We start from the raw sequence: 22,195 nt of genomic DNA, 5'->3' as shown, positions 1-22,195 counted from the left end.
AAATCTCTACTATATCTAGGCGATTAAGTCAATGTTTTAATCGCAGTCGCATAGCCAAAGTCTATGCTCTAACGCTTCGCTTCAAGCGGGGACACCCCGCAACGCCCCAAAAAAGGGAGAAAAGATAGCTCTTTTTTACTTAAAAAAGTTTTTAAAATTATTATGTTTTTTTATTTATTTTATTGTTTTTATATTTTATATATTATGTTATTTAATTGTAAATTAAGTATTCTTTTTGTATAATACTTTTAACAAAAAAAGATAAAAACCAAAAAAGAAAGGGTATAAGATGTTGGTTTATGTTATAAGTTGCACGTTTATTTTGTGCGTAGGTGTTGTTTTAGGTTTTATGCTTTCAAATTTAGAAGAGTTAAAACTTTTTGTTTCAAAATTTGATTTTTAAGGATAAGGCAATGTTTAAAGGGCTTACAATAACAGACGAAAATGGCAAAGAGAGCGAGGTTGATTTTTTAATCAAAAATGGCAAGTTAGAGCCATTAAAGGATAGTAAAATTTAAGTAGCCTTTTAGCTACAAAAGGATAAAATCAAATTATGAAAGTAGTAAAAAGTTTAAGTTTTGATAAATGGCTTAGCAAATTAAATGATACTATTGCAAAAACCGCTATAATCCGTCGTATTGATAAGATACGCAACCAAAACCATATAGGCGATTATAAGCATATTGAAGGTGAAATTTTTGAGCTAAGGATATTTGTTAGCAAAGGTTACAGGCTTTATTTTACAGCAAAAAATGGAGAGCTTATAATATTATTGTGTGGTGGCGATAAAGATACGCAAGATAGAGATATAAGCAAGGCAAAAGAAATTTTAAAGGATTACTTATGAAAGAAAATTTTACAGAATTTAGGGTAGAGGATTACCTTACAAACGATGAATTACGTAAAGAATATCTTACGCAAGTATTAGCTGACGGCGATACAGATGAATTAAGACGGGCGATATTTTATTTGGCTAAAAGTAAAGGAGTGGAAGTTATCGCTAAAAAAGCAAATCTAAATCGCGAAAGCTTTTATAAAATGTTTCGTCCAGAAGCTAAGCCACGATTTGAGAGTATTTTAAAAGTTATGAATGCACTTGATATTAAACTTACTTGCGTATAAATTTAATATCCGCGTCCATTGTTGTGGCTATTTTCGTGCATTTTGTTTTGAGAATAGCCAACGCCAATTGTCTGATTTGTATTATTTTTGATAAGAATATTTTGTTTTTCTAAAAATTCAATACCTTTGACGTATTCTTTATAAATAAATGAATTTTTATCTATTGTATTTTTGTTTTTTGATAGTCTTAACTCAATATCCTTAAACCTATTCTCGCCAATACCTCTAATAAATTCCTTATTTTTTTCAAGCGTTTTTATAATCTCATCTTGATTTTGTAAATTTATATTTGAGTGACGTAAGATATAAATATTGTCATTTAATGCTTGATACTGCTCTTTTAATTTAAATAAATTTATATCTTTATTAAACATTTTTGAGTAAATTAAATTGCTTTCAGTATAAAATTTTACATTTTCATCAAGCTTAGTAGAGTTATTTTTAATGGCTCTTGAAATTTTTTCGTAGTTTGCAATATCTGTTTTACTTGCACCCTTAAAATTTGGATATCGTTTTTTAAAAGCATAAATAAAATTCTTTTGCATATTTAACGTGTCGATTTGTTCTTTAAAATGCTTTAAATAATCATCGTTTATTTTATTTATTTGATATAAAATTTTGCCTTTTTCATCGTAGTTTTTTAATAACTCCTTTTCCTTTTGAGCAAGTTTTGAATTTATCTCTTTGATTTGCTTGGCTATTTTAAAACGACGTTTGTTTTGTTTTTTGATATATTGATTAAGTAATACTAATAAATCGTTTCTTTTTGCTTTTAATGCTTCATACTCTTGCCTTAAAGATGACTGCTTTTTCTCAATTACTTGTGATTTGTTTTGTAAATTTTGCTTACCTTGTAAATAAATTTCATTAATTTTATCTTTAGTATTTGCATCGTTTAAAATCTCTTTTTGCTTGATTTTGTTAAATTCTTTTGATAAATCTTTTTGAAGTGAATTTCTGTTTGAGTAGTTAAATCCTCTAATACCAAGTGAATATGAAAAATTATCTCTAACGTCATTAAAAAAATCTTTTATCTCTCCCTTTTGTTTAAAGTGAATTTTCTTTTTTGTTAGTAAATTTCTTTTATTTATTACAACGTGAATGTGTGGGTTGTTTTGATGAGTGTGAATTACAAAAGCGTATTTATGTCCGTAAAAATTTTGGTTCATAACCTCTTTGACACTCTCTTTTAAAACACTGATTGCTTTTGGGCTTTGAGCGTTTTCTTTTATACAAAAAGCCAAATGCCAAGCCTCTTTCGCATTTTCATTATTTGAAAAATCTTTGCTCCAATCTTTTAAAATTTCATCTGCACTTACTTTATTACCATTTTCATCAAATGCAAAATCATTTTCAGAATTTTTTATAATATAACTCAATGCATTTTTTACTCCCTTTTTGCCAAGATTGCTTAACATTTTTACGACAGCTGGTTTTGGATTTGCCATATTTTTAAAAAAATTAAATGAACTAAAACCTTTGAAAATTTTAGTTTGTGTAATTGATTGTTGACGTGAGCTTTGCACGTTAGCTTTACGAAGTTTTTTAATTTTTTCGTATTTTTCGTTATGCTCACCCCAATCAAATAAACTCATCGACATAAAAATTTACCTTGCAATCTTTAAAAATATTTGTAAAAAAATAATAGAAATATTGTAATAAAAAAATGAAATCGTGTAAATATGCAGGATAACCCTTTTGGTGTGTAGTTTTTAGCATAAAATACCGATAAAATCGGTATTTTCCAAAAGATTTTGAAATTTTGACAAATTTCAAAATAAAATCAAAAAAGTTTTTGATTTTTGATAGACAATTTTTCATCTGTGTTGAAAAATTTTAAAAAATAATATTTGTAAATTTAAAAGATATTTAGCAAAAAAAGTATTTATTAGTAACACTCAAAAATATTTATAAAAAATAATCATATTTTGAAAATTCTAAAAAATATAAAAGAAATTTTATAGTAGAGATTTTGCGGAACAAGCATTTTAAAAAACTGCTATTTATTGAATTATTTTAAAAATGTTTTTAAACAAAAATTTTAATTTAAGAAATATTTTATATTTAAAAATTACTTGCAATAACGAAATAAACGCTATTTTATAAAATATACCTCCGCGAAATCTCTACTTTTTTTAAATTTTAAAATAATGTATGATTGCCAAACTATCTTAAGAACAAAGGAAAAAAATGTTACGACTTTTAAAGAAAATCTATTTTCTTGTCTGTTTTTCTCCTATCTATTTATTGGGTGCAAGTGGTGGCAATATCGCTTCAAAAATTGCCGACGCTGCCAATACTCAAATAGAGGAGGCTGGTAAAAGTGTTGCAAGTATTGTTAATACAATTTCAATCGTGTTTGGTGTTTTATGGATTGTAATAATGCTAATAATGGCATTTTTTGCAATAGAGCAAATAAAACAACACTCAAAACTAATATTTGGTGCGATAGTAATCATAGGTATTGTCTATGGCTTATCAGCTTCAATGATGTAAAAAAGGCGTGATTATGATTACAACTAGCTGTTTTATGGATTTGACTAAAAGAACAAAAATTAAAGGTTTATCAACAACTAGCTGGTTTGCAATCATAATCATAGGTTTTATAGCTTGGTTTTTTCTTTTGCTATATGCACTAATAGTGGTGTCTGTATGTTATATTCTCTTTTTTATACTAGAGTTATTTGATGAGGATATATACGAAATCATAAATGCAAAGATGAAAATTCCAACAAATAAATATTATGCGTAAGATGAAAATATGAGTAGTATTTTTACATATTTGAAAAAACAAAAAAATAAGTCAAACCAAGACTATACGCTCAATAGTATAAATAAGGGTGTTGATAATATTTTTAATACAATACAACCTGAAATTTTTACAATGGCAAAAGAAAATAATATCGCTTGTAAATATGGTAGCGATTTTTTAGTTACAAAAGACGGAAATTTAACAATAGGCATAGAGTTGGCAGGAACGAGCTATGCTGGACTTAGTTTGGATAATGAAATAAGTTATCTACAAAATAGAATTGCATTTTTTACTGCTTTAAAAAGCGACTTTGAGTTAAATATAGTTATACAGAAAAAAAAGATTGCTGATAGTTTAAAACAAAGATTGGAATGCAAAAATATTTATGCAAATGAAGTTATACAAAAATGGACGACAGCACAAAATATTTTTAAAATTTCATACTATCTTTTCATATCAACTACTACAAAAAATATCACTGGTTTTTTAGAGGGATTTAAATCAAAAGCTACAACCGAACAAGAAAATAAAAATGGAGAGAGTTTTACCTTTAATAACAAAATTTCACAATTAAAAGATTTAATTATTGAGATAAAAAATAAATTAAATACATTTAATCCACGTCAAATGAGTGGCGATGAAATTTTAAATTTCTATGCCACATATTCAAATGCACAAGATACAAATTTAAAATACACATACGAACTAATAAGCGATTGCTACATTAGTTCTGACGTAGAATTTAAAAAAGATTATATTGAGTTTCATCGCAACGACGGAAGCACTGCATACGCTAGATTTATTAGTATAAAAGCCTATGAAACAGAGGGTATTAAGTCAATGATGACTACTGACCTAATACGTAACAACAATGAATTTATGGTATTTATTCACTTAAGACCATTTGAAAAAGAAAAAGCAATAAAAAGAATAAAAGAGATAGCTACATTTAAAATAGACGCCATTAAAGATGAGCTTTATGAGCTAATAGAACAAATTAAGGCTGATAGAGAAAATTTAGTGGAAATGGCTTATTCGGTTTATCTATTAGCACCTAGCCTTGATGAGCTTGAGACAAAAACAAATGATATTAAAGCAATTCTTGAAAATCAAGGGTTAAACATAGTTCGTGAAACCATAAATCAAAAACCACTTTATTTTAGTTTTTTTCCAAGTCGTGGTAATCTTAATGCTCGTAAAAAGCCACTTAAAGTCTCTAATTTATCAACCATAGTGACATTTGAAAATGAGGAAACTGGATTTAATAAAAACGACTGGGGAGATGAGGCAGTTACTAGCTTTAAACATATAAATCAAACACCATTTTTGTTTAACTTTCACTGGCAAGAGAATGGGGATCGCCCCAGTGGCCACACAATGATTATTGGTGGCACTGGTGCTGGTAAGACTACAATAGCTCAATTTTTAATGCTAAACTGCTACAAATACAACATTGATATTTTTTCAATGGATAAGCTTCGCGGTATGTATAACTTCGCTACTTACACTGACGGCGAATATCACGATAGTGACGGCGAGAATAAATTTGAACTAAATCCGTTTAGTCTGCCAAATACAAACGATAACAAAGCTTTTTTAAAGTCGTGGTTGGCTTTTATGGCAAAAGTAGATGATAGCGAACACGAAGCTATAAGTGAAATTTCAAAAACAATAGAGCGTATTTATAGCCCACTTAATGATGGTAATATAATGACGTTAAAAGACTTTATACAAAGCCTACCAGCAAACGATAATACAAATTTAAAGTTAAGGTTTGAAAATTATAAAGATAGTATTTTTGATAACGAAAACGACGCCCTTAATTTTACAAAGCAACTTTCAATTCTGAATATGGACGGCATTTTAAATGACCCAAAAATTGCTGGTTTAACAGCTATGTATATTTTCCACAAACTTAAAAATCAAGCAAAGAACAATACAACTAAACGCGGATTTTTATGCTTTATAGATGAATTAAAAGACTATCTTAATGACGAAACTATGAGTGAAAAGATACTAGAAGCAATTTTGGAAGTTCGTAAAATAGGTGGAGTTATGGTTATGGGTTTTCAATCAATGAGCTTATTTGAAAATATGCAAAGAGGCTCATCTTTTTTGGACAATATAGCAAATTATATTATCTATCCAACAAATTCAGAACAAACAATACAGGAGCTTACATACTCAATTGGACTAACTGAAACAGAGGCAAACTTTTTACGAACAACACCTCAAAATTCACGTCAGGTATTGCTTAAGCAAAGACTAAATGGTAAAAGCTGTTATTTAGACCTTGACTTATCAAGGCTAAATAATCATTTGCGTATCTTTTCATCAAGCTCTGATAATGTAATGCTAATGAAAAGACTTAAAGCTGAACACCCAACACAATGGCGAAATATGTATTTAAACTATTAAAGGAAGTAAAATGAAAAAAATTATGATTATATCACTAATGCTTACGGCTATTTTAAGCGGTTGTGCTAATAAACCAAGTGCTATCGAAAAAGTTAGTCCTTGTGCTTGCTATGACATACTAAAAGTAGGATAAAACAATGGCAATAGCTAACGAAAAAAAGATAGACCCAAATTTCATATTTAAAACAGAGAGAAACATTAAGGCATATATGCTCTACACTATAATAGTTTTGTTTCTGACTATTATAGGATTGGTAATAACTCTTATATTACTTATGCCACTAAAGGAAACAAAACCTTATTTGCTAACTTTCTCAAATTCTGATACAAATTTTGTGAGAATTAGTGAGGGCGGTATAGATATAAGAAAAGAGGAGGGTTTGCTTAAGAGCATACTTGCTGGCTATGTTAAGAATAGAGAAACCATAAATCGTATCGATGATATTGAAAGATACAATATCGTAAGAACGCAAAGCAAGAAAAGTGTATGGGAGGGTTTTCAAGCTTTAGTTTCTCAAAGTGGCTCAATATATACTACAAATAATTTGCTTCGAAAGATTGATATTATCAATATTGCTGTGCTATCCCAAAATGTTGCCACTATTGACTTTCAAGCCGAAACTGGCACTCAATCAAGAAATGACTTGACCTATAAGAAATATAGGGCAGCCATAGAATTTGATTTTAATTCGCCATTAAATTCACAAAAAGAGCAACTTAATAATCCTACTGGATTTATAGTTACAAAATACGCTATTAGCGAAATTTTAGAAAAAGATGAGAATAAAAAATGAAAAATTTAAAACTAGCAATATTATCTATACCCCTTTTTATGTCTGCAAATCAAACTCAAACCGGACTAAGTGATAGTCAAATGAACGAAGTGAGAGCAATAATACAACAGACCCAACAGCTAGTAGATGAGCAACAGGGTAACTCAATGGGAGAAAATATTTTTAATACTCAAAATCCAGCAAATGCAAATGATTATGCTAACACAAATATAAAGATAGACCCATTGGGTATTGGCTCTAAAAGGGTAAATAACGAATTGCAAGATAATGGGGCTAAGGCTTATAAAAATAAAGAGTTAGAAATAGACAATATGGAGCAAAGAGAGGAGCTAAGCAAGGAGGAATTAGAGCTAATGCGTAGAGCCATACGCAATCAAAATTTAAACGCTTTACAAAATAGATTTTTTGCAAAAAAATATAGGGGATATGAGAACACACAGACCATTAAATATACTCCAAACAAAACGCATAAAATTCGCACACGTCACGCAATGGCGACAACATTGATTTTTGATAGTCCTATCGATAGCTATGTTTTAGGCGACACAAGCGGATTTAGTGTGCAAGAGTTAGAAAATAAACCAAATGCAATAGTTGTTAAGCCACACCTAATTGGTATTGATACTAGCCTTACTATTTTTACAAATGACGGAAAACTACATACTTTTTATATTTTTTCAACTGATTATAAAAATACAAATGACCCAAATTTTATAATTTACATAAAAGATGATGAAGCTATAAAGGCAAAGCAAGAAAAGCAAAAAGCCATAGATGAAAAATATCTTACTATAAAAGACGGCATAGCAGAACTTAAAATTTTAAAAAGTGATATTTATAGCGGATATGTTCAAAAAGCCAAAAAAGAAAATGAGTGGTTACTATCGGCTGAAATTTTTAGCGATAAGAAATTTACATATTTTAAATATGCAAAAGACGAAATGCCACAAATTCCTACAATATTTGCAGTTATTGATAAGCAAGATAGTCCAGTAGAAACAAGAGTGATAGGCGACTACATTATAGCTGAAACAATAAATCCAAAATTTACTATCAAGAGTGGCGATAGTTATGTATGTGTAGAACGCAAAGAAACCATACAGGAACGTGAGCGTAAAGAGGAGCGTAAAAGACTAAATACTAACAAACAAGTGCTAAAAGAGCGTGCAAAAGAAGCAAAAAGGGGGAAATAAAATGAGAAAATTGACATTTTCAGTTATAACAGCCTCTTTGCTATTTTGTCCTACTTTTGCCAATGAGAGTATTTTTGCTAAAACTAACGAAAAAGGCGAAATAAATGCTAGTGAGCAAAAAAGAGCAGATGAAAAAGTAAGAAATTTGCACAATGAAGCAAACTTAAATCATCTTTTTGAAAATTCTAAATTCCCAGTTGATGGCTATATATATAAAGCAGGGTTTAGAGAGCCAAAAATTCAAAATGATGAGCTAACAAAGGCTCTGCAAAAATTAGAGGAGTTGGAAAAACAGCAATCTAATAATACAACAAAAATATCAGACCAAAAAGACCAAGAATTTCAAGAGGCACAAGAAAGAAATCGTCGTGCAAATGAACTAAAAACACAATTAAAAGAACAAAATCAAAATTTAAAACAAGAAATAAGACAAGATACCCAAACTGCCTACGAACGTAAGATTAAACGTCTTTTAAAAGATGAACTTTTAGGCGAAAGAAACAATGCCATAAAAGAAATGAGACAAAATAATAATTTTGGTGTTGATAGCTTTTCAAATCAAAAGCCAGTTGATATAAGCACAAACGAACATAGATTATACCGCACAATTAGAGCTGGTAGAATGATACCAGCTATTTTAACAACAGCTATAAGCTCTGATTTAAGCGGAATAGTAACAGCCCAAATAGAACAAGATATTTACGCCACAATGGGCCGAGCTGTGCTGATCCCACGTGGCTCAAAAGCCATAGGATTTTATACAAATAATACCAAAATAGGACACGAGAGGCTAGAAATTAAATGGCGAGAAATTATTACGCCACAAGGCATAAATATAATGCTAACAGAGGCAATCGTGGCTGATAATATGGGTATGAATGGAGCAGTTGGAGCAATAAACAATAAATACTGGGAAAGATATGGTATAGCTTACTCAATATCAACTATCACAAACGCATTGCTTTTAGGCATTGTTTCAAAAATAAATAATGGTAATAATACAAATAATCAATATGTAAGTGAAATTTACTCAAATGCTAGAAGCGATGTAAGTTCGGTGGTTCAAGACATAATACAGCAACAAAGCCAAATTAAGCCAACAATTGAAATCAAAAGTGGAAGTCGTATATTTTTAGTGCCAACAAACCATATGTGGTTTGCAAAGCCGAAAAATGGCGAAGTTTTAATGAAATATTTTATAGAGGAGTAAAAATGGAATTTAACAATCAAGAATTTACACAAAGTCGTCAAACTTTAAAAGATGAAATTAAAAATGAAATGGAGCTTAGAAAAGCAAAAGACAAAATTTACTCTAGGCTTACAGCACAAATGAAAAAAACAGAAAAAGCCGAAAGCACAGCTCAAAAGGAGCGTGAAAAACTTGATATCCTAATAAAAGAGCATAATGCCCTTAGTAATATTACGAAAGATGAAAATATAAAGTAGCAAAATGAGCGTCAGCACTTATTTAAAAAATATTTTGGCTCACTTAAAACCATATTTGGAACTTAAAGCAAATGAACTTTGCTTTAATGAGCCAAAAAAGATTTGTGTCGATTATGGGAACCACTGGGAATACATAGATGATGAAAGTCTTGATTTAAGATTGCTAAATGATTTTTTAGTAGAATTAGCCACTAGTCGTCATCAACAATTTGACGAAAAGCATTGTCATCTAAGTTGCGAGCTACCAGCTCCATTTTTACGTTATAGGGTGCAAGCACAACATAGCTCATCACTATTTAACTCGCAAATTTCAATATGTATAAGAATACCAAGTAAAGAGCGTTATCCACTAGAAAATTTTGTTCTAAGCGAGAAAGTTATAAATGACGGCTGGACTTATGACAAGATTAAAAGCCTTATTCACGATAGAAAAAATGTCCTTTTAAGTGGCGGAACTGGAAGCGGAAAAACTAGCTTTTTAAACTCACTAATGGGCGAAATAGACGCTAATGAGCGTATTGTAACAATTGAGGATAGCCAAGAATTACAAGTAGATAATAAAAATAAAACACAACTTGCAGTGCCAAAAATAGCTACTGAAATTTATAGTTATCAAGTCGCAATTGATAACGCAATGAGACTTCGTCCTGATAGGTTGTTTTTGGGAGAGATTGACATAAGAAATACTTTTTCATTTTTACGTGTAAATAATACAGGACACGCTGGAAATTTAAGCACACTTCACGCAAATAATCCAAAGGACGCCATAAAAGCAATAAAGACAAACGTCATACTAGGTGGTGGGCTATCAAATGCAGATGACACTATGCTTGAAAGCTTAATCGTTACAGCAATCGACTACATTATTCAAATACAAAGAGATTACCACACCAATCAAAGAGTAATAACAGACATACTGAATGTAAAAGAGCAAGATTTGCAAAGGTTAGCAATATGAGTGCAACTGATTACAAAAAAAGTAAAAAACAAAGATATAACATATTTTTAGCAACTGATGATTTAGAACGCCTTATGCAAATTTGTAAAGAGCGAAATGAAAGCAAATCGGCTGTTATTAGAAAACTTATTACTTGCACAAAATTTTTACACATTATAGAACAAATAGAACTCAACAATAAACTAAATATTGACCTCTTATACGAGCTTACAAAATGCGGTATAAACTTAAATCAAATAGCATATCATCTAAATATTGACGTAACCAAAGACGATGAAGCAAAGAGCGATTTTTTAAAAGCTTTTAGGGATTTTACAAATTTTATAAACGATTTTAAAAAACGTTCAGAAAATGAAATGATAAAACTAACAACAAACCAAACAAGAAAACTAACAATAACAAAAGAAAAAAAGGAATGGTAATGAGTGACAACACAAATAATATCACGCCACTTAAATGGCTAATTATATTTACTACTTCACTTATAATGGGGGCTATCTTATACTTTTTAATGATATGGGTAATTTTTAGACCCAGTATTTTTAATATACATATTGTAGGACTTCAAATTTTACAAAATCTCGGTAGTCCTATGCTTAAATTTAAAGCTTATGTGGCTGTATTTGCACTAATTGCACCATTTTTGGTGTGCTTGGTTTGGTTTTTAATGCCTAAATTTAAAGAAAATGATGATTATGGTTCAGCAAGATTTGCAAGACCTAGTGATTTTAAAAAGATGAGTATTAATCACGAAACAGGTTTAGTTTTAGGTGCATTTTTTAAAAACGGAAAATCACAGTTTATTAGAGCAACACAGCCACTTTCTACTTTGGTTGTTGCACCACCAGGGTCTGGAAAGACGGCTGGTATGATTATCCCTAATTTGCTTTTAGTGTCAAATTCTGCAGTAGTTACAGATATTAAAGGCGAATTATATGCAAAAACAGCTGGTTATCGTCAAAAATATCTAGGTAATGAGATACAATTATTTTCCCCTTTTAGCTGGGACAATACACTATTTTTTAATCCTTTTGATAATAGCCTAGTTAAAGACTTAGAATTTTTACATATTAAAAAGTTGGCCGAACAAATTGCTTCTACTATATTTGTTGGCGAGAAAGGGAAAGAAAATGACCACTGGATAGTTTCTGCAAAGACAATGTTTGTGTTTTTTGCTGAGTATTTTATGCAAAAAGATAAACATTGCACATTTTCCCAACTAGCACAAGCACCAAAAGCTGATTATTTTGACTATCTTAATGATGAATTTGTAAAAGAGGCTATGACGGAGGAAAGTGAGGACGAGCATACTGGCGAATTGATACCAACCAAAAGAGACTACAATGCTGATACTTTTAAAATTTGGCTAAAGCAAACCAGTTTTGATGAGAGTCTTGACGAAAGCACTAGAAATCAAGCAAGAGCTTACTCAAAGGCAGCCGAAAACGAATTTGCAAGCATAAAATCAACATACGATACCTTTATGAAGCTTTTCTCAAATCCTCAAGTGGCGAATGCTACAAGCAAAATGAGTTTTAAATTTGAGGATTTAAGAGAAAAACGCATAACTATGTATGTAGTAGTTCAAACTGAGGACATTGAAATACTTGCACCACTTATAAGAATTTTTAATGAAACATTATTTAAAAAGATAATGAGTGGAGCAGAATGCTCTGACCCTAATAAATTTATTTATTGGTTTGGAGATGAATTTGTTAGATTTGGCACTATGCCTTTTGTGCTTGAGGCACCAGCATTATGTCGTAGTTATGGAATGCTACCAGTTTATGTAACACAAAGCTACGAGCAAGTTGCCGAATATTATGGAGATGGCAAAAAGAATATCTTAAAAAATAACAGCGGTTATCAGATAATTTTTAATATGAATAGCGACAAGGACGCAGAGGACACAAGCAAACTTATAGGCGACTACACAAATATCAAAATTTCAAAATCACAGGGCAATTTGGATTTATTTAAATCAAATATTAGTAAATCAAAAGAGGGTAAAAAACTCGTAACAGCACAAGATTTAAAAAATCAAGATAGTAGCGATGTTTTAATTCTAGTCAAAGGTTTTTATAAAATGCCAATTAAAGCCAAAGTGCCTTACTGGTTTAAAATTGACAAATTTAAGGGAGCAGACAAAATTTCAGTAATTCATAATACCAACAATGATGAAAATGAAACAAAACCAAGTGAAAATATCGACAATGTAGAAACAAATATACAAGAAAATAAAAAAAGCGACCTAGAAAAAATGGGAATTACAATAACTTGATTAAAGGGAAAAATGGGCTATGTCTAAATTAATAAATTTAAGCCCTATCTATGTTCTTTATCAAGATTTTAGATAGGGCTTAGTCAAAACCACTAGGTCCATAAATCTACTCATAAGGAGTTGCAATGACAAATACTGAAAAGTTAGCCTATGAAGCAAAACTAGCAGAGGAAAGAAAGTTGCTCGCACAAGAATACGAGCTAATGGAGGACGGCGAAATAAGTCTATCGAATTTGAGTGATGACGAGGTTAAAGCATATAAAATTTTTAGTCTTGAAACTGAAATGGTCGATGACTTTGAAAATGTCCAAATAAAGTAGAAATTTATGACTACACACTTATTTTGATGACTACACAAAGGAAATATTATGGCAAAAGCTAAAGCAAAAATACAAGAACAAGCAGTAGAGCAAGTGCAACCAGCACAGCAAGAGCCTAGTTATAAGGCGTGGGAGGATAGAAGCAATGCTGAAAGACAAACTTCTATTAACGAATACGCAAAAATAATGATAGCGGGTGCAATGAAAACTAAAAATGCAGACTGGTTAAAAGATATGTCAGCAAAGCAAATTGATGAAACTATGCCATTTGACGCTTCAAATGGCAAACCATATCAAGGCATTAGCTCTATTATTTTACGCTCGGCAGTAACGATGAATGGCTATGAAAATGCAGAATTTCTATCAATGAAACAAGCAAATTTAATGGGTGCAACTCTAAAAAAAGAGATAGACGAACAAGGAAACGTCAAGTATCCAAAAGGTGCAAAGATAGCATTTTACAAAGAATACGAATATCAACCAAAGCTTGATAGTAATGGAAAACAACTCTATAAAACAATAAAAGATAAATACGGAGTTGAAAAACAACAACCAGCTATGGAAAAAGTATATCTAAAAGAGCCAAAACTTGAAACTTTAACCCTTTATCACACTTCTCAATTTGATGACCTTGATAGAAGTAAGCTAAAAGAAAGAGACCTTACTAATCTAAATGCAAAAAGAGAGGCTAATAAAGACAAATCCTATGACGTTAGACCTAAGCTTAATGGGCTTGGAATGGGAGCAAATACTACCAACGATTTGAATAATTTTATAAATTCTCAAAACAAAGGGATTGATTATGAAAAAATTCAACACAGGCAGTTTAACCAACAAAGAGTTTATACGCAGGATTTAAACAAGGGCAATGAGCGTTAAATCGGCTTTCGCAACAATGAGTAGATTATAAAAACTGAGAGTTAGCTTAAAATAGCTTACTCTCTTTTTAAAGGATTTAAAATTTTAGACGGATTTATAAACTTTTTATTTGGTAATGATAAAAATAAAACTAATCTAAAATTAGACAAAAAAGATACAAAACAAAACATTGATGACATATATGATGAGAATGAAATTTATATGATAGAGGAACAAACACAAGAAATTTATCAAGGTGGAAAAATAATAATAAATCACAAAAAAATAGAAATTTTACCACAAGGCAATAAGAAATCTTTAAAAATAATTACAAATAATACAATGGAGTTAAAAAGATAATGGCTGATAGTAAAGATATGGCAGTAATAAAAGACGACAAATGGCTTAACGACTTAATAGGTATTACCAACGATATTATTACAAAATTACTCGAGGGCATTTATAAAAGTGTGTCAGAAATGCTACATAATAATGTATCTTATACAATTGTAATGATGGTTATAATGTTTTGGTTGTTAAATATCCTAAAAAATGGCTACCCAACAAGGGGGGAGATATTTAATGCTGGAAAATGGCTATTTATGGTATGTTTTGTTATGGCTATTTTTGGTTCGTATAGTGTTTATGAAAGCTTTATAAGTTGGCTAATGATACCAGCCCAATGGGTTCGTGGAGGAGTATCGGTAATATTTGATACAAATAGTGCTGATGGATTTGCAGGTATGGTAACAAGTGCAATAAATAAAATTTCAACTCTAGGCAGTATGTTGTGGGATAAAACAATTGCGATACTAAAAAACGAGGCTACTCTTGGAACTGAATGGCTTGCCTATTTTAAAGCACCATTTATGTTGTTTTGGTATGGGGTGTATTATTTAGTATTTATGATAGCTGTTTTTGGTGTAACAGCTATCATATTTGTTTCTACCTTTATGGCTTCACTGCTACTATGTGGTTGTGCTATTGTTCTACCATTCTTAACAATTAGCACACTAAAACAATACTTTTTTTCGTGGCTAAAACTATTTATTAGTTACACACTATATGCACCACTGGGTCTTATTGTCCTATCATTAGCGGTAACGCCAATAAATAATCTAACTGGTTTATTAAATGAAAATAAGGTAGAGCAAATTTTAAACAATCAATTTAGTGCTTTTTTTGCACCAATTTTAATATGTACGCTTTGTATATATTTATTAAAACAAATTCCAGACTGGATACAACAAATAGTTGGTGCTAGTGGCGGAGCTATGGGAACTAGTGCTGGTAGTGATATGGCAAAAACAGCTGGAGCAGTAGGTATAGGTGGTGCATTAGGTGCTGGGTTGGCTTATAGTATAAGTAGAGTAGCTGGAGGTGGATTTAGGAATTTTGCAAAATCAATAGGAAGTGCAATAAGTGGTGGTTTGCAAGGTTCAATTAATGCAACACCTGGCGGTAGAACTTTGCAAAAAGCAAGTGAAGCTATGTTAGGTGGGATTGCTAATCAAACTGAAAATATTGGAGGTATCGCAGGAAAAACATTTAAAACTTTTAAAGGCGGTTTTGCTGTGCCTTAAACTATGTCATAAATAACAAATTTAACAAAAAATCAAAGGAGTAAAAATGAAAAAAATCATTATCCCTATTTCAGGATTAGTTATCCTATCTAATACATTAATGGCTAATGGCGAACTAACTGGCGATATGAAATTGGCGTGTGAGGCTATTTTGTGTTTAAGTAGCGGAACACGCCCTAGCGAGTGTGCTCCAGCATTAAGGCGATACTTTTCAATTAAGGCCAAAAAAGCCCACGAAACTATTAAAAAAAGAAAGAATTTCTTAAAACTTTGTCCTACCGATGAAACGGCAAAAATTGACAATAACTACGAAAGTCTTATCGATACACTATCAAATGTCAGTAGTGGTTGCGACGCTAATACTCTAAATAGAATAACACAAAAGAGCAAAGCTACCGTAAGTCATAAACTAGATAACGAAGGTTACTCTTATCCAGTTTATGAACGAACAATTAGGATAACTCCTAAAAAGCCACAATATTGCATAGATTTAGAAAAACATACATACGGCATAGACAACCAAAGAGTCAAATATACTTGCAATGGCGAATATTTTTTTGTTACTGACTGGCAAAGAGGTTATAAGCTAAAACAAATCAATGAAGCCGATTTTAAACTTCTGCCCAGCAATATTAGTTTAAAGCAAAACAATCCAGCATATAAAGAATGCGATAATTATGAGTATTCTTATAAGCAAAAACAATGTCGTCAAAAAACACCACAATTTTTATTCTTTGAAAAAATCGCAATTAATAAAAAATGCTGGGTAGAAACAGAGTAGCAAAGGATTAATCAAATGACGAACACAATCATCATCATCGAAAGCCCAAACAAGTGCGATAAAATAGAGCATATCACCGGTGCAAAAGTTTATGCCACAAAAGGACACTTTAAAGAGCTTACAAATGAGATAGTAGTCAATTATCAAAGCTATGAGCCAGTATTTGAATTTAAAAATGAAAGCAAAAGCCGAATAAATGCAATGTTTAATGATTGTAAAGGCAAAGACGTCATAATCGCAACAGACCCTGATCGCGAAGGTTATGGTATTGGCTATATGGTATATGAAACCATTAAAAACGTAGCAAAAAGTGTAAAAAGAGCAGAATTTCACGAGATAACCGAAAGTGGTATCAAAAAAGGATTAGCCAATGCCCTGCCATTTGCAAGTTCAAATTTAAAAGAGTTTGATAGCTTTAAAGCAAGAGCGGTAGGCGATAAACTAGTGGGCTTTATAATGTCGCCAACTTATATCAACAAATTAAATGATAAAAATAATAGCGTTGGTAGAGTTCAAACTCCAGCACTTGCATTAATCGTTGCAAGAGAGCTAGAGATTAAAGCCTTTTATGAAAACAAGGCAAATGCAAAGATTGATTATAAAATAAAAGCCAAGCTAAAAACAAAAGACGGCATAGAATTTAATGCTTTAAACGATAATATCTTTGTAAGCAAAGATGAAGCAAATGCTAAAATTTCAGATTTAAATGGCTCTAACGCAAAAGTTTATCAAATCGATACCAAAGAGGCACAAATAAAGCCAAAGCCACCATTTAGAACCTCACAACTTCAAGAGATAGCTAATAAAAGATTGGGCTTTTCAAGTGATAAGACAATGAGCTTAGCTCAAAAGTTATTTGAGAAAGGTTTAATCACATATCATAGAACCGACAGTAATAGCCTATCAAATGAATTTATAGATGAAGTTGGTGCTAAATTTGGCAATGAAGAGTGGTATGAAAAAAGGGAGTATAAAGCAGGTAGCCAAAGCCAAGCAGAGGCTCACGAAGCCGTGCGTATCTCGCATATTCACGGATATGCTGATATACAGGCTATTGCTGATAAAGAAAAGTTAAGTAGTGATGAAAAAGAGCTTTATGAGTTAATCTATCTAAACTCTATCCAAAGCCAAGCTAAGAATGCAATTAATGAAAACACTACATATGACATCGATATAAAAACACTTAGCTTTAAAGCAAAGACTAGCAAATGTATTTACAAAGGCTTTAAAAATGCCATTGTAGTTACAAATGATGATGACGATGAAAAAGATAAAGAAGCACAGGAGATAGCCTTAAATTTAAAACAAGGCGATGAGCTTTATATAATAGGCTTTGAGCTACAAGAAGTTAAAAAACAACCACCACAGCACTACAAAGAGAGTAACTTTATCTCCCTTTTAGAAAAAGAAGGGATTGGGCGACCAAGCACATACGCTACATTTTTACCAAAGCTACTTGAAAGAGATTATGTAAAAATTGAAACCAAAGGTAAAAACAATAACATCATAGCTACAAGCAAGGGTATAAATTTCATACAGACCATAAAAGAGAACAACGACGACTGGATTACACAAAGCGAATTTACAAAGCAAATGGAAAATGTGCTAGATGAAATAAGTAGTGGCAAAGTAGCTTATCTTGATTTTATTCGCCCACTTCACGAGAAAATGGGCTTTAAAAAACTAAGCAATGGCGAAACAAAACCACCAAGCGAGAAACAGCTTGAATGGGCAAAAAGCATAGCAAAAGCTTTAAGCATAGCATTACCAAGTGGCATTGAAGCAGACTGGAAAATTTGTAGCAACTTTATAGAGAAAAATAAAGACAAAGTGGTAACACCACCAACGGACAAGCAGTTATCTTTTGCCAAGAAATTAGCAAAAGATAACAATACAGAATTACCAAAAAATATTGAAAAAGATAGTGGTATCTGCTCTAAATTTATAACAAAGTATACAAAAGGCAAATAAAATGCTTGACTATAGAACGAGGCAAAAAAATTATCAGAGTTGATTAAAAGAAAAGATAAGTATGCTAAAACATCAGATATAAATGATTACAAAACAGCTATTTTGGCTGCAAAAAGCATACTTCACTCATCAAAAAAGTATAATCAAGATTTTATGCCATTACTCTTGGAAAAACTAAAGAAATCTAATAAGAAAAGTGAGGCATATAGACAAGCTATTTATGACAGCTTAGGAGAATTAGCAGATAATAAAGTAAGCCTACCAAGTAAGAAAAGACTAGAGTTGGCGGTGAATTTAGCTTAAAATTTAAACATATCTCTACCAATTGATATCGTAGAAAACTGGAAAATTTGTGCTGATTTTATTAACGAAATGATAAATAAAAATTAACAAAGGAGATAAAATGCATACTTACGTATCCGTGATCGGAAATTTAACAAGGAATATCGAACTTAGATATACGTCATCAGGTATGACTATTGGCAACACAGCAATAGCTTCAACGCATAAATACAGCATAAATGGCGAGAAAAGAGAGGAAACTTGCTTTATAGATATTGCCTTTATGGGTAAAACAGCCGAAATTGCAAATCAATATTTGCAAAAAGGCTCAAAAATTTTTATAGACGGCAGATTAAAATTTGACCAATGGACAGATAATAACGGGCAAAGCAGAAGTAAGCACAGCATAGTTGTCGAAAAGATGGTAATGCTTGATAGTAAAAAGCAAGAGAGCAACGAAAAAGAGCCACAGCAAGAGCAAGAGCCACCACAACTTATTAACGAACAACTAGACAAACAACATATAGAAACTAACGAACAAAATAATATATTTGACAGCAATCAAAATGAGCAAGTAAATGAGAGCAACTAAGCTTATAAATAGTATGTTTAAAACACCAAAAACGACATTTGTTTCATTGTTATTTATTATACATATTGTAGGTTTATCAATTGCTGGCATATGCTATTTTTTAAATCTGCCAAACATTATAGATGAATTTATAAAAGCTGATTTATTTAAGTATTTTATATCATTTTTAGTATATGCCATTTTTATAGTGTTTTTATATACTATGATTCAAATGCACTTCTTTATAAAGAAGTAACAAAAAGGGAGTTAATATGGAAATTTTTGTAAATGGCAAGTTGGTTATGGAACTAAAGGATAACGAAAATGTGAGTATTGAGACTAGAAGCAGTAAAAATTCTATTGCTATTGGCAATAATAATATTTGTATAAATGGTTTTAATAATACTGTGAATTCGCTTAGTAGTGATATTAAAATAGAAATCAATGGTAATGTTGGCGATTTTAACTCAAACAATGGCAACATAAGAGTAAATGGCAATTGTAATGGAAATGTGGTTACTAAAAATGGAAATGTAGTTGTTAAAAATGGCAATATAAAAGGCAATGTAGAAACAATAAATGGCAATATAGAGGCTAATGAGATTGACGGAGATTGCTTTACCAAAACTGGAAATATCATAAAAAGCTAAAGGCTAAAATTAACGCATAAGCCATTTTTAACAAAAATTTACATAAAATCCACACTTGGAGAGCTAACCTTTCTTGCTCTCATCTTTTTTTGTTAATGGAGCGTGTTTTTTCGTAACTCGCACGCTCCTAAAATCTACCTATGCATTAAAAACACGAAGCTATCACAAATAATAATTTTTTATTTTATAAAAATATTGTTTTTATATTTTAGTATTATATATGTTTTTATGTTATAAATATCTGTTTTAATTGTATTTTAAGTATATATTTAATAAAATATCATTACAAATTAAACCTTTAAAGGAGTTATATATGAAAAAAAGAATTTTAGGCTCTTTGTTGTTGGCTACACTTGTTTTTATCGGTTGTGGCGATGAAAGCTCAAAATTTGGAAATTCCAAAAATGATTTTATAGCACTTGACTATGAAGTCCCAGCAGAAGCAATGGCAAAAATTAAACAAAAACACCCTAACTATGGTATTTATAGTTATAAATCTATTGAGAGTTTAAATTTTAAGGACGGAGCTAAGTCTTTTGCTATGCAAAAAGTTATGGACAACGTAAAACGTGAGAAAAACTTTGTTGTGTTTGTGGCAAAAAATAAAAACGATTTTATTGTATATAATATCGACTGCTTATATAGTGAAAATTGTAGCATTAACCCAATTAATCTAACTGGTGCTTTTAAGGACTAAATAAATACATATAAAAAACAAAAAAAGATAAATAAAATGAAAAGAAAGGAATAAAATGATTATATCTATATGCAACGAAAAAGGCGGTAGTGGTAAATCAACATTAGCTACAAATTTAGCTGTATGTATGTCTAAAACTAAACAAATTCTAGTTATTGACACTGACCGCCAAAAATCAATTAATACTTTCTTACAAATAAGAGCCGATGAGGGACACTCAAAAATCTTTGACTATGTTTATAGACGCGGAGATGAGCTAAGAGAATTTGTAGAAAATTTCAATGGCAACGATATTTGCATTATTGATACTGGTGGCAAAGATAGCGATGATATGCGTATAGCCATTGCTTATAGCGATATTGCCATTATTCCAGTCGTCCGTAGTCAATTTGATGTATCAGTGCTTGACGATATGGTTAAAATCATAAAAATGGCAAAAGTTGCCAATAAAAAACTAAAAGCTGTGATTGTTATAAACAAGGCTTCTACCAACCCTTTTTTATCCAAAAAAATAGATAATTTAAAGGAATATATTGCCGATTTAATAATGGATTGCAATTATATTAGCATTGCAGATACTGCAATATTTGATAGAGAAAGATATAAACTAGCCGTAGAAATGGGATTAGGAGTAGTTGAATTTGACGACAATGACAAATCAAAGCAAGAAATAGAAAATTTATGTAATGAAATACTAAATATAAAAGGATAAAAAAATGGCATTAAAAAAAGCTAAAAATAACGACGTAATTGATGATTTTATAGCTGGTGCTGATACTAAGAGTGAAAGCATTTTAAACGAACCAAAGCGTAAGCATAATCGCCAAAAATACCTTGATAGTGCGATTGGCACTCAAATAACAAATGAATTAATAGTAACATTTAAAAAACGCGTAAAAGGGGTTTATAGCTTAAATTCCTTTTTAAAGCTTTGTTTGCTTGGAGAACTTGATTATTTTAGCAATGCAGACATTGTTTATATTTACAATAAATCACGCCAACAAAATATTACAATGGGCGAGTTTGTTGGATTGAAACTTGGTATTATTGACAATGTTACACCAAATTTACTGCCACAAAATCGTGTGATAAATAAGGTCGTTTATGTTTCAAGCGATGAAAAAGCAATCATAGAAAAGTTAGCACGAGATTTGCACCTTAGTGTATATAAGTATAGTGAAATTAAATTTATTGCTTATGATGAGCTAGATAAGGTATTAAGTACAGACGATATTTTACGTTTAAATAAAGAGGCTAATGAATTTGGTCTTGACCTAAAAGGATATATCTCTATTAAAATTAAGGGCTAGTTTTTAGCTCTTTTTTAAAATTTTAAGCATTATTTTAGTTTTAAAAAAGTCTATACGAAATCGATTTTATCGATATTTTATACAAATTTACTTCCGCAAAATCTCTACTATATCTAGGCGATTAAGTCAATGTTTTAATCGCAGTCGCATAGCCAAAGTCTATGCTCTAACGCTTCGCTTCAAGCGGGGACACCCCGCAACGCCCCAA

25 protein-coding genes are annotated in these 22,195 nt (G+C 31.0%); 24 read left to right on the top strand and 1 reads right to left on the bottom strand.

All coding sequences use genetic code 11. The features are described 5' to 3' along the window. Positions 1–553 precede the first annotated feature (553 nt). Together KDE13_RS09330 and KDE13_RS09325 are read left to right on the top strand one after the other, a co-directional pair. Positions 554–847 carry a type II toxin-antitoxin system RelE/ParE family toxin gene (locus KDE13_RS09330; protein ID WP_212143693.1) on the top strand — a complete coding sequence of 98 codons (294 nt, stop codon included), beginning with the start codon at positions 554–556 and terminating at the stop codon, positions 845–847. Next, entirely contained in the window at positions 844–1,122 is a 279-nt protein-coding gene (locus tag KDE13_RS09325; protein WP_212143692.1) for an addiction module antidote protein, read from the top strand. Before KDE13_RS09330 ends, KDE13_RS09325 begins: the two co-directional genes overlap by 4 nt. 2 nt (positions 1,123–1,124) lie before the next feature. On the opposite strand, the gene KDE13_RS09320 is transcribed toward KDE13_RS09325, so the two are convergent. Next, positions 1,125–2,717 (bottom strand): relaxase/mobilization nuclease domain-containing protein, encoded by a 1,593-nt coding sequence (locus tag KDE13_RS09320; RefSeq protein ID WP_212143691.1) that lies wholly within the window; start codon positions 2,715–2,717, stop codon positions 1,125–1,127. Between the two features lie 595 nt (positions 2,718–3,312). Between KDE13_RS09320 and KDE13_RS09315 the strand changes: the two genes are divergently transcribed. The 22 genes from KDE13_RS09315 (at position 3,313) to KDE13_RS09215 (ending at position 21,987) form a co-directional block, all read left to right on the top strand. Beyond that, positions 3,313–3,618: a hypothetical protein gene (locus KDE13_RS09315; protein WP_212143690.1), complete on the top strand. Its 306-nt coding sequence runs from the start codon at positions 3,313–3,315 to the stop codon at positions 3,616–3,618. 265 nt (positions 3,619–3,883) lie between these two features. Beyond that, entirely contained in the window at positions 3,884–6,292 is a 2,409-nt protein-coding gene (locus tag KDE13_RS09310; protein ID WP_212143689.1) for a VirB4 family type IV secretion/conjugal transfer ATPase, read from the top strand. A gap of 10 nt (positions 6,293–6,302) precedes the next feature. After that, the gene (locus KDE13_RS09720; RefSeq protein ID WP_267873719.1) at positions 6,303–6,425 is read left to right on the top strand and encodes a hypothetical protein; all 123 of its coding nucleotides are present in this window, start codon (positions 6,303–6,305) and stop codon (positions 6,423–6,425) included. 4 nt (positions 6,426–6,429) lie between these two features. Then, on the top strand, positions 6,430–7,086 hold the full coding sequence (locus tag KDE13_RS09305) for a VirB8 family type IV secretion system protein (protein ID WP_212143688.1): 657 nt from the start codon (positions 6,430–6,432) through the stop codon (positions 7,084–7,086). Further along, the gene (locus KDE13_RS09300) at positions 7,083–8,279 is read left to right on the top strand and encodes a TrbG/VirB9 family P-type conjugative transfer protein (protein ID WP_212143687.1); all 1,197 of its coding nucleotides are present in this window, start codon (positions 7,083–7,085) and stop codon (positions 8,277–8,279) included. Before KDE13_RS09305 ends, KDE13_RS09300 begins: the two co-directional genes overlap by 4 nt. Before the next feature lies 1 nt (position 8,280). Further along, positions 8,281–9,489 (top strand): DNA type IV secretion system protein ComB10, encoded by a 1,209-nt coding sequence (locus KDE13_RS09295; RefSeq protein WP_212143686.1) that lies wholly within the window; start codon positions 8,281–8,283, stop codon positions 9,487–9,489. Between the two features lie 2 nt (positions 9,490–9,491). Then, positions 9,492–9,725 (top strand): hypothetical protein, encoded by a 234-nt coding sequence (locus KDE13_RS09290; RefSeq protein WP_212143685.1) that lies wholly within the window; start codon positions 9,492–9,494, stop codon positions 9,723–9,725. Positions 9,726–9,729: 4 nt separating this feature from the next. After that, on the top strand, positions 9,730–10,683 hold the full coding sequence (locus KDE13_RS09285; protein WP_212143684.1) for an ATPase, T2SS/T4P/T4SS family: 954 nt from the start codon (positions 9,730–9,732) through the stop codon (positions 10,681–10,683). Further along, complete coding sequence (locus KDE13_RS09280; RefSeq protein ID WP_212143683.1) at positions 10,680–11,105, top strand: plasmid mobilization relaxosome protein MobC; 426 nt, start codon at positions 10,680–10,682, stop codon at positions 11,103–11,105. Before KDE13_RS09285 ends, KDE13_RS09280 begins: the two co-directional genes overlap by 4 nt. After that, a complete protein-coding gene (locus KDE13_RS09275; protein WP_212143682.1) occupies positions 11,105–12,964 on the top strand; it encodes a type IV secretory system conjugative DNA transfer family protein in 1,860 nt (619 codons plus the stop codon). The genes KDE13_RS09280 and KDE13_RS09275 overlap by 1 nt, the downstream gene beginning before the upstream one ends. 125 nt (positions 12,965–13,089) lie before the next feature. Continuing rightward, positions 13,090–13,284 carry a hypothetical protein gene (locus KDE13_RS09270; RefSeq protein ID WP_212143681.1) on the top strand — a complete coding sequence of 65 codons (195 nt, stop codon included), beginning with the start codon at positions 13,090–13,092 and terminating at the stop codon, positions 13,282–13,284. A gap of 48 nt (positions 13,285–13,332) precedes the next feature. Continuing rightward, the gene (locus tag KDE13_RS09265; protein WP_212143680.1) at positions 13,333–14,163 is read left to right on the top strand and encodes an ArdC-like ssDNA-binding domain-containing protein; all 831 of its coding nucleotides are present in this window, start codon (positions 13,333–13,335) and stop codon (positions 14,161–14,163) included. 201 nt (positions 14,164–14,364) lie between these two features. Further along, positions 14,365–14,502 carry a hypothetical protein gene (locus KDE13_RS09260; protein WP_212143679.1) on the top strand — a complete coding sequence of 46 codons (138 nt, stop codon included), beginning with the start codon at positions 14,365–14,367 and terminating at the stop codon, positions 14,500–14,502. Further along, positions 14,502–15,725: a type IV secretion system protein gene (locus KDE13_RS09255; RefSeq protein WP_212143678.1), complete on the top strand. Its 1,224-nt coding sequence runs from the start codon at positions 14,502–14,504 to the stop codon at positions 15,723–15,725. The genes KDE13_RS09260 and KDE13_RS09255 overlap by 1 nt, the downstream gene beginning before the upstream one ends. A gap of 46 nt (positions 15,726–15,771) precedes the next feature. Further along, on the top strand, positions 15,772–16,506 hold the full coding sequence (locus KDE13_RS09250) for a TrbM/KikA/MpfK family conjugal transfer protein (RefSeq protein ID WP_212143677.1): 735 nt from the start codon (positions 15,772–15,774) through the stop codon (positions 16,504–16,506). Between the two features lie 15 nt (positions 16,507–16,521). Beyond that, complete coding sequence (locus tag KDE13_RS09245) at positions 16,522–18,477, top strand: type IA DNA topoisomerase (RefSeq protein ID WP_212143676.1); 1,956 nt, start codon at positions 16,522–16,524, stop codon at positions 18,475–18,477. Between the two features lie 39 nt (positions 18,478–18,516). Further along, positions 18,517–18,780 (top strand): hypothetical protein, encoded by a 264-nt coding sequence (locus tag KDE13_RS09240; RefSeq protein WP_212143675.1) that lies wholly within the window; start codon positions 18,517–18,519, stop codon positions 18,778–18,780. 100 nt (positions 18,781–18,880) lie between these two features. Further along, entirely contained in the window at positions 18,881–19,351 is a 471-nt protein-coding gene (ssb, locus tag KDE13_RS09235; protein WP_212143674.1) for a single-stranded DNA-binding protein, read from the top strand. A 251-nt stretch (positions 19,352–19,602) separates the two neighbouring features. After that, positions 19,603–19,980 (top strand): DUF4097 family beta strand repeat-containing protein, encoded by a 378-nt coding sequence (locus KDE13_RS09230; RefSeq protein ID WP_212143673.1) that lies wholly within the window; start codon positions 19,603–19,605, stop codon positions 19,978–19,980. Between the two features lie 313 nt (positions 19,981–20,293). Continuing rightward, entirely contained in the window at positions 20,294–20,677 is a 384-nt protein-coding gene (locus KDE13_RS09225) for a hypothetical protein (protein WP_212143672.1), read from the top strand. Between the two features lie 55 nt (positions 20,678–20,732). After that, positions 20,733–21,389, top strand: coding sequence for an AAA family ATPase (locus KDE13_RS09220; RefSeq protein ID WP_212143671.1), 657 nt, complete (start codon positions 20,733–20,735; stop codon positions 21,387–21,389). Between the two features lie 4 nt (positions 21,390–21,393). Beyond that, on the top strand, positions 21,394–21,987 hold the full coding sequence (locus KDE13_RS09215; protein WP_212143670.1) for a hypothetical protein: 594 nt from the start codon (positions 21,394–21,396) through the stop codon (positions 21,985–21,987). Positions 21,988–22,195: the final 208 nt, after the last annotated feature.

Source organism: Campylobacter anatolicus (assembly GCF_018145655.1).
GTDB classification, from domain to species: Bacteria; Campylobacterota; Campylobacteria; order Campylobacterales; family Campylobacteraceae; genus Campylobacter_A; species Campylobacter_A anatolicus.
This window is presented reverse-complemented; position numbering and strand designations above follow the sequence as displayed.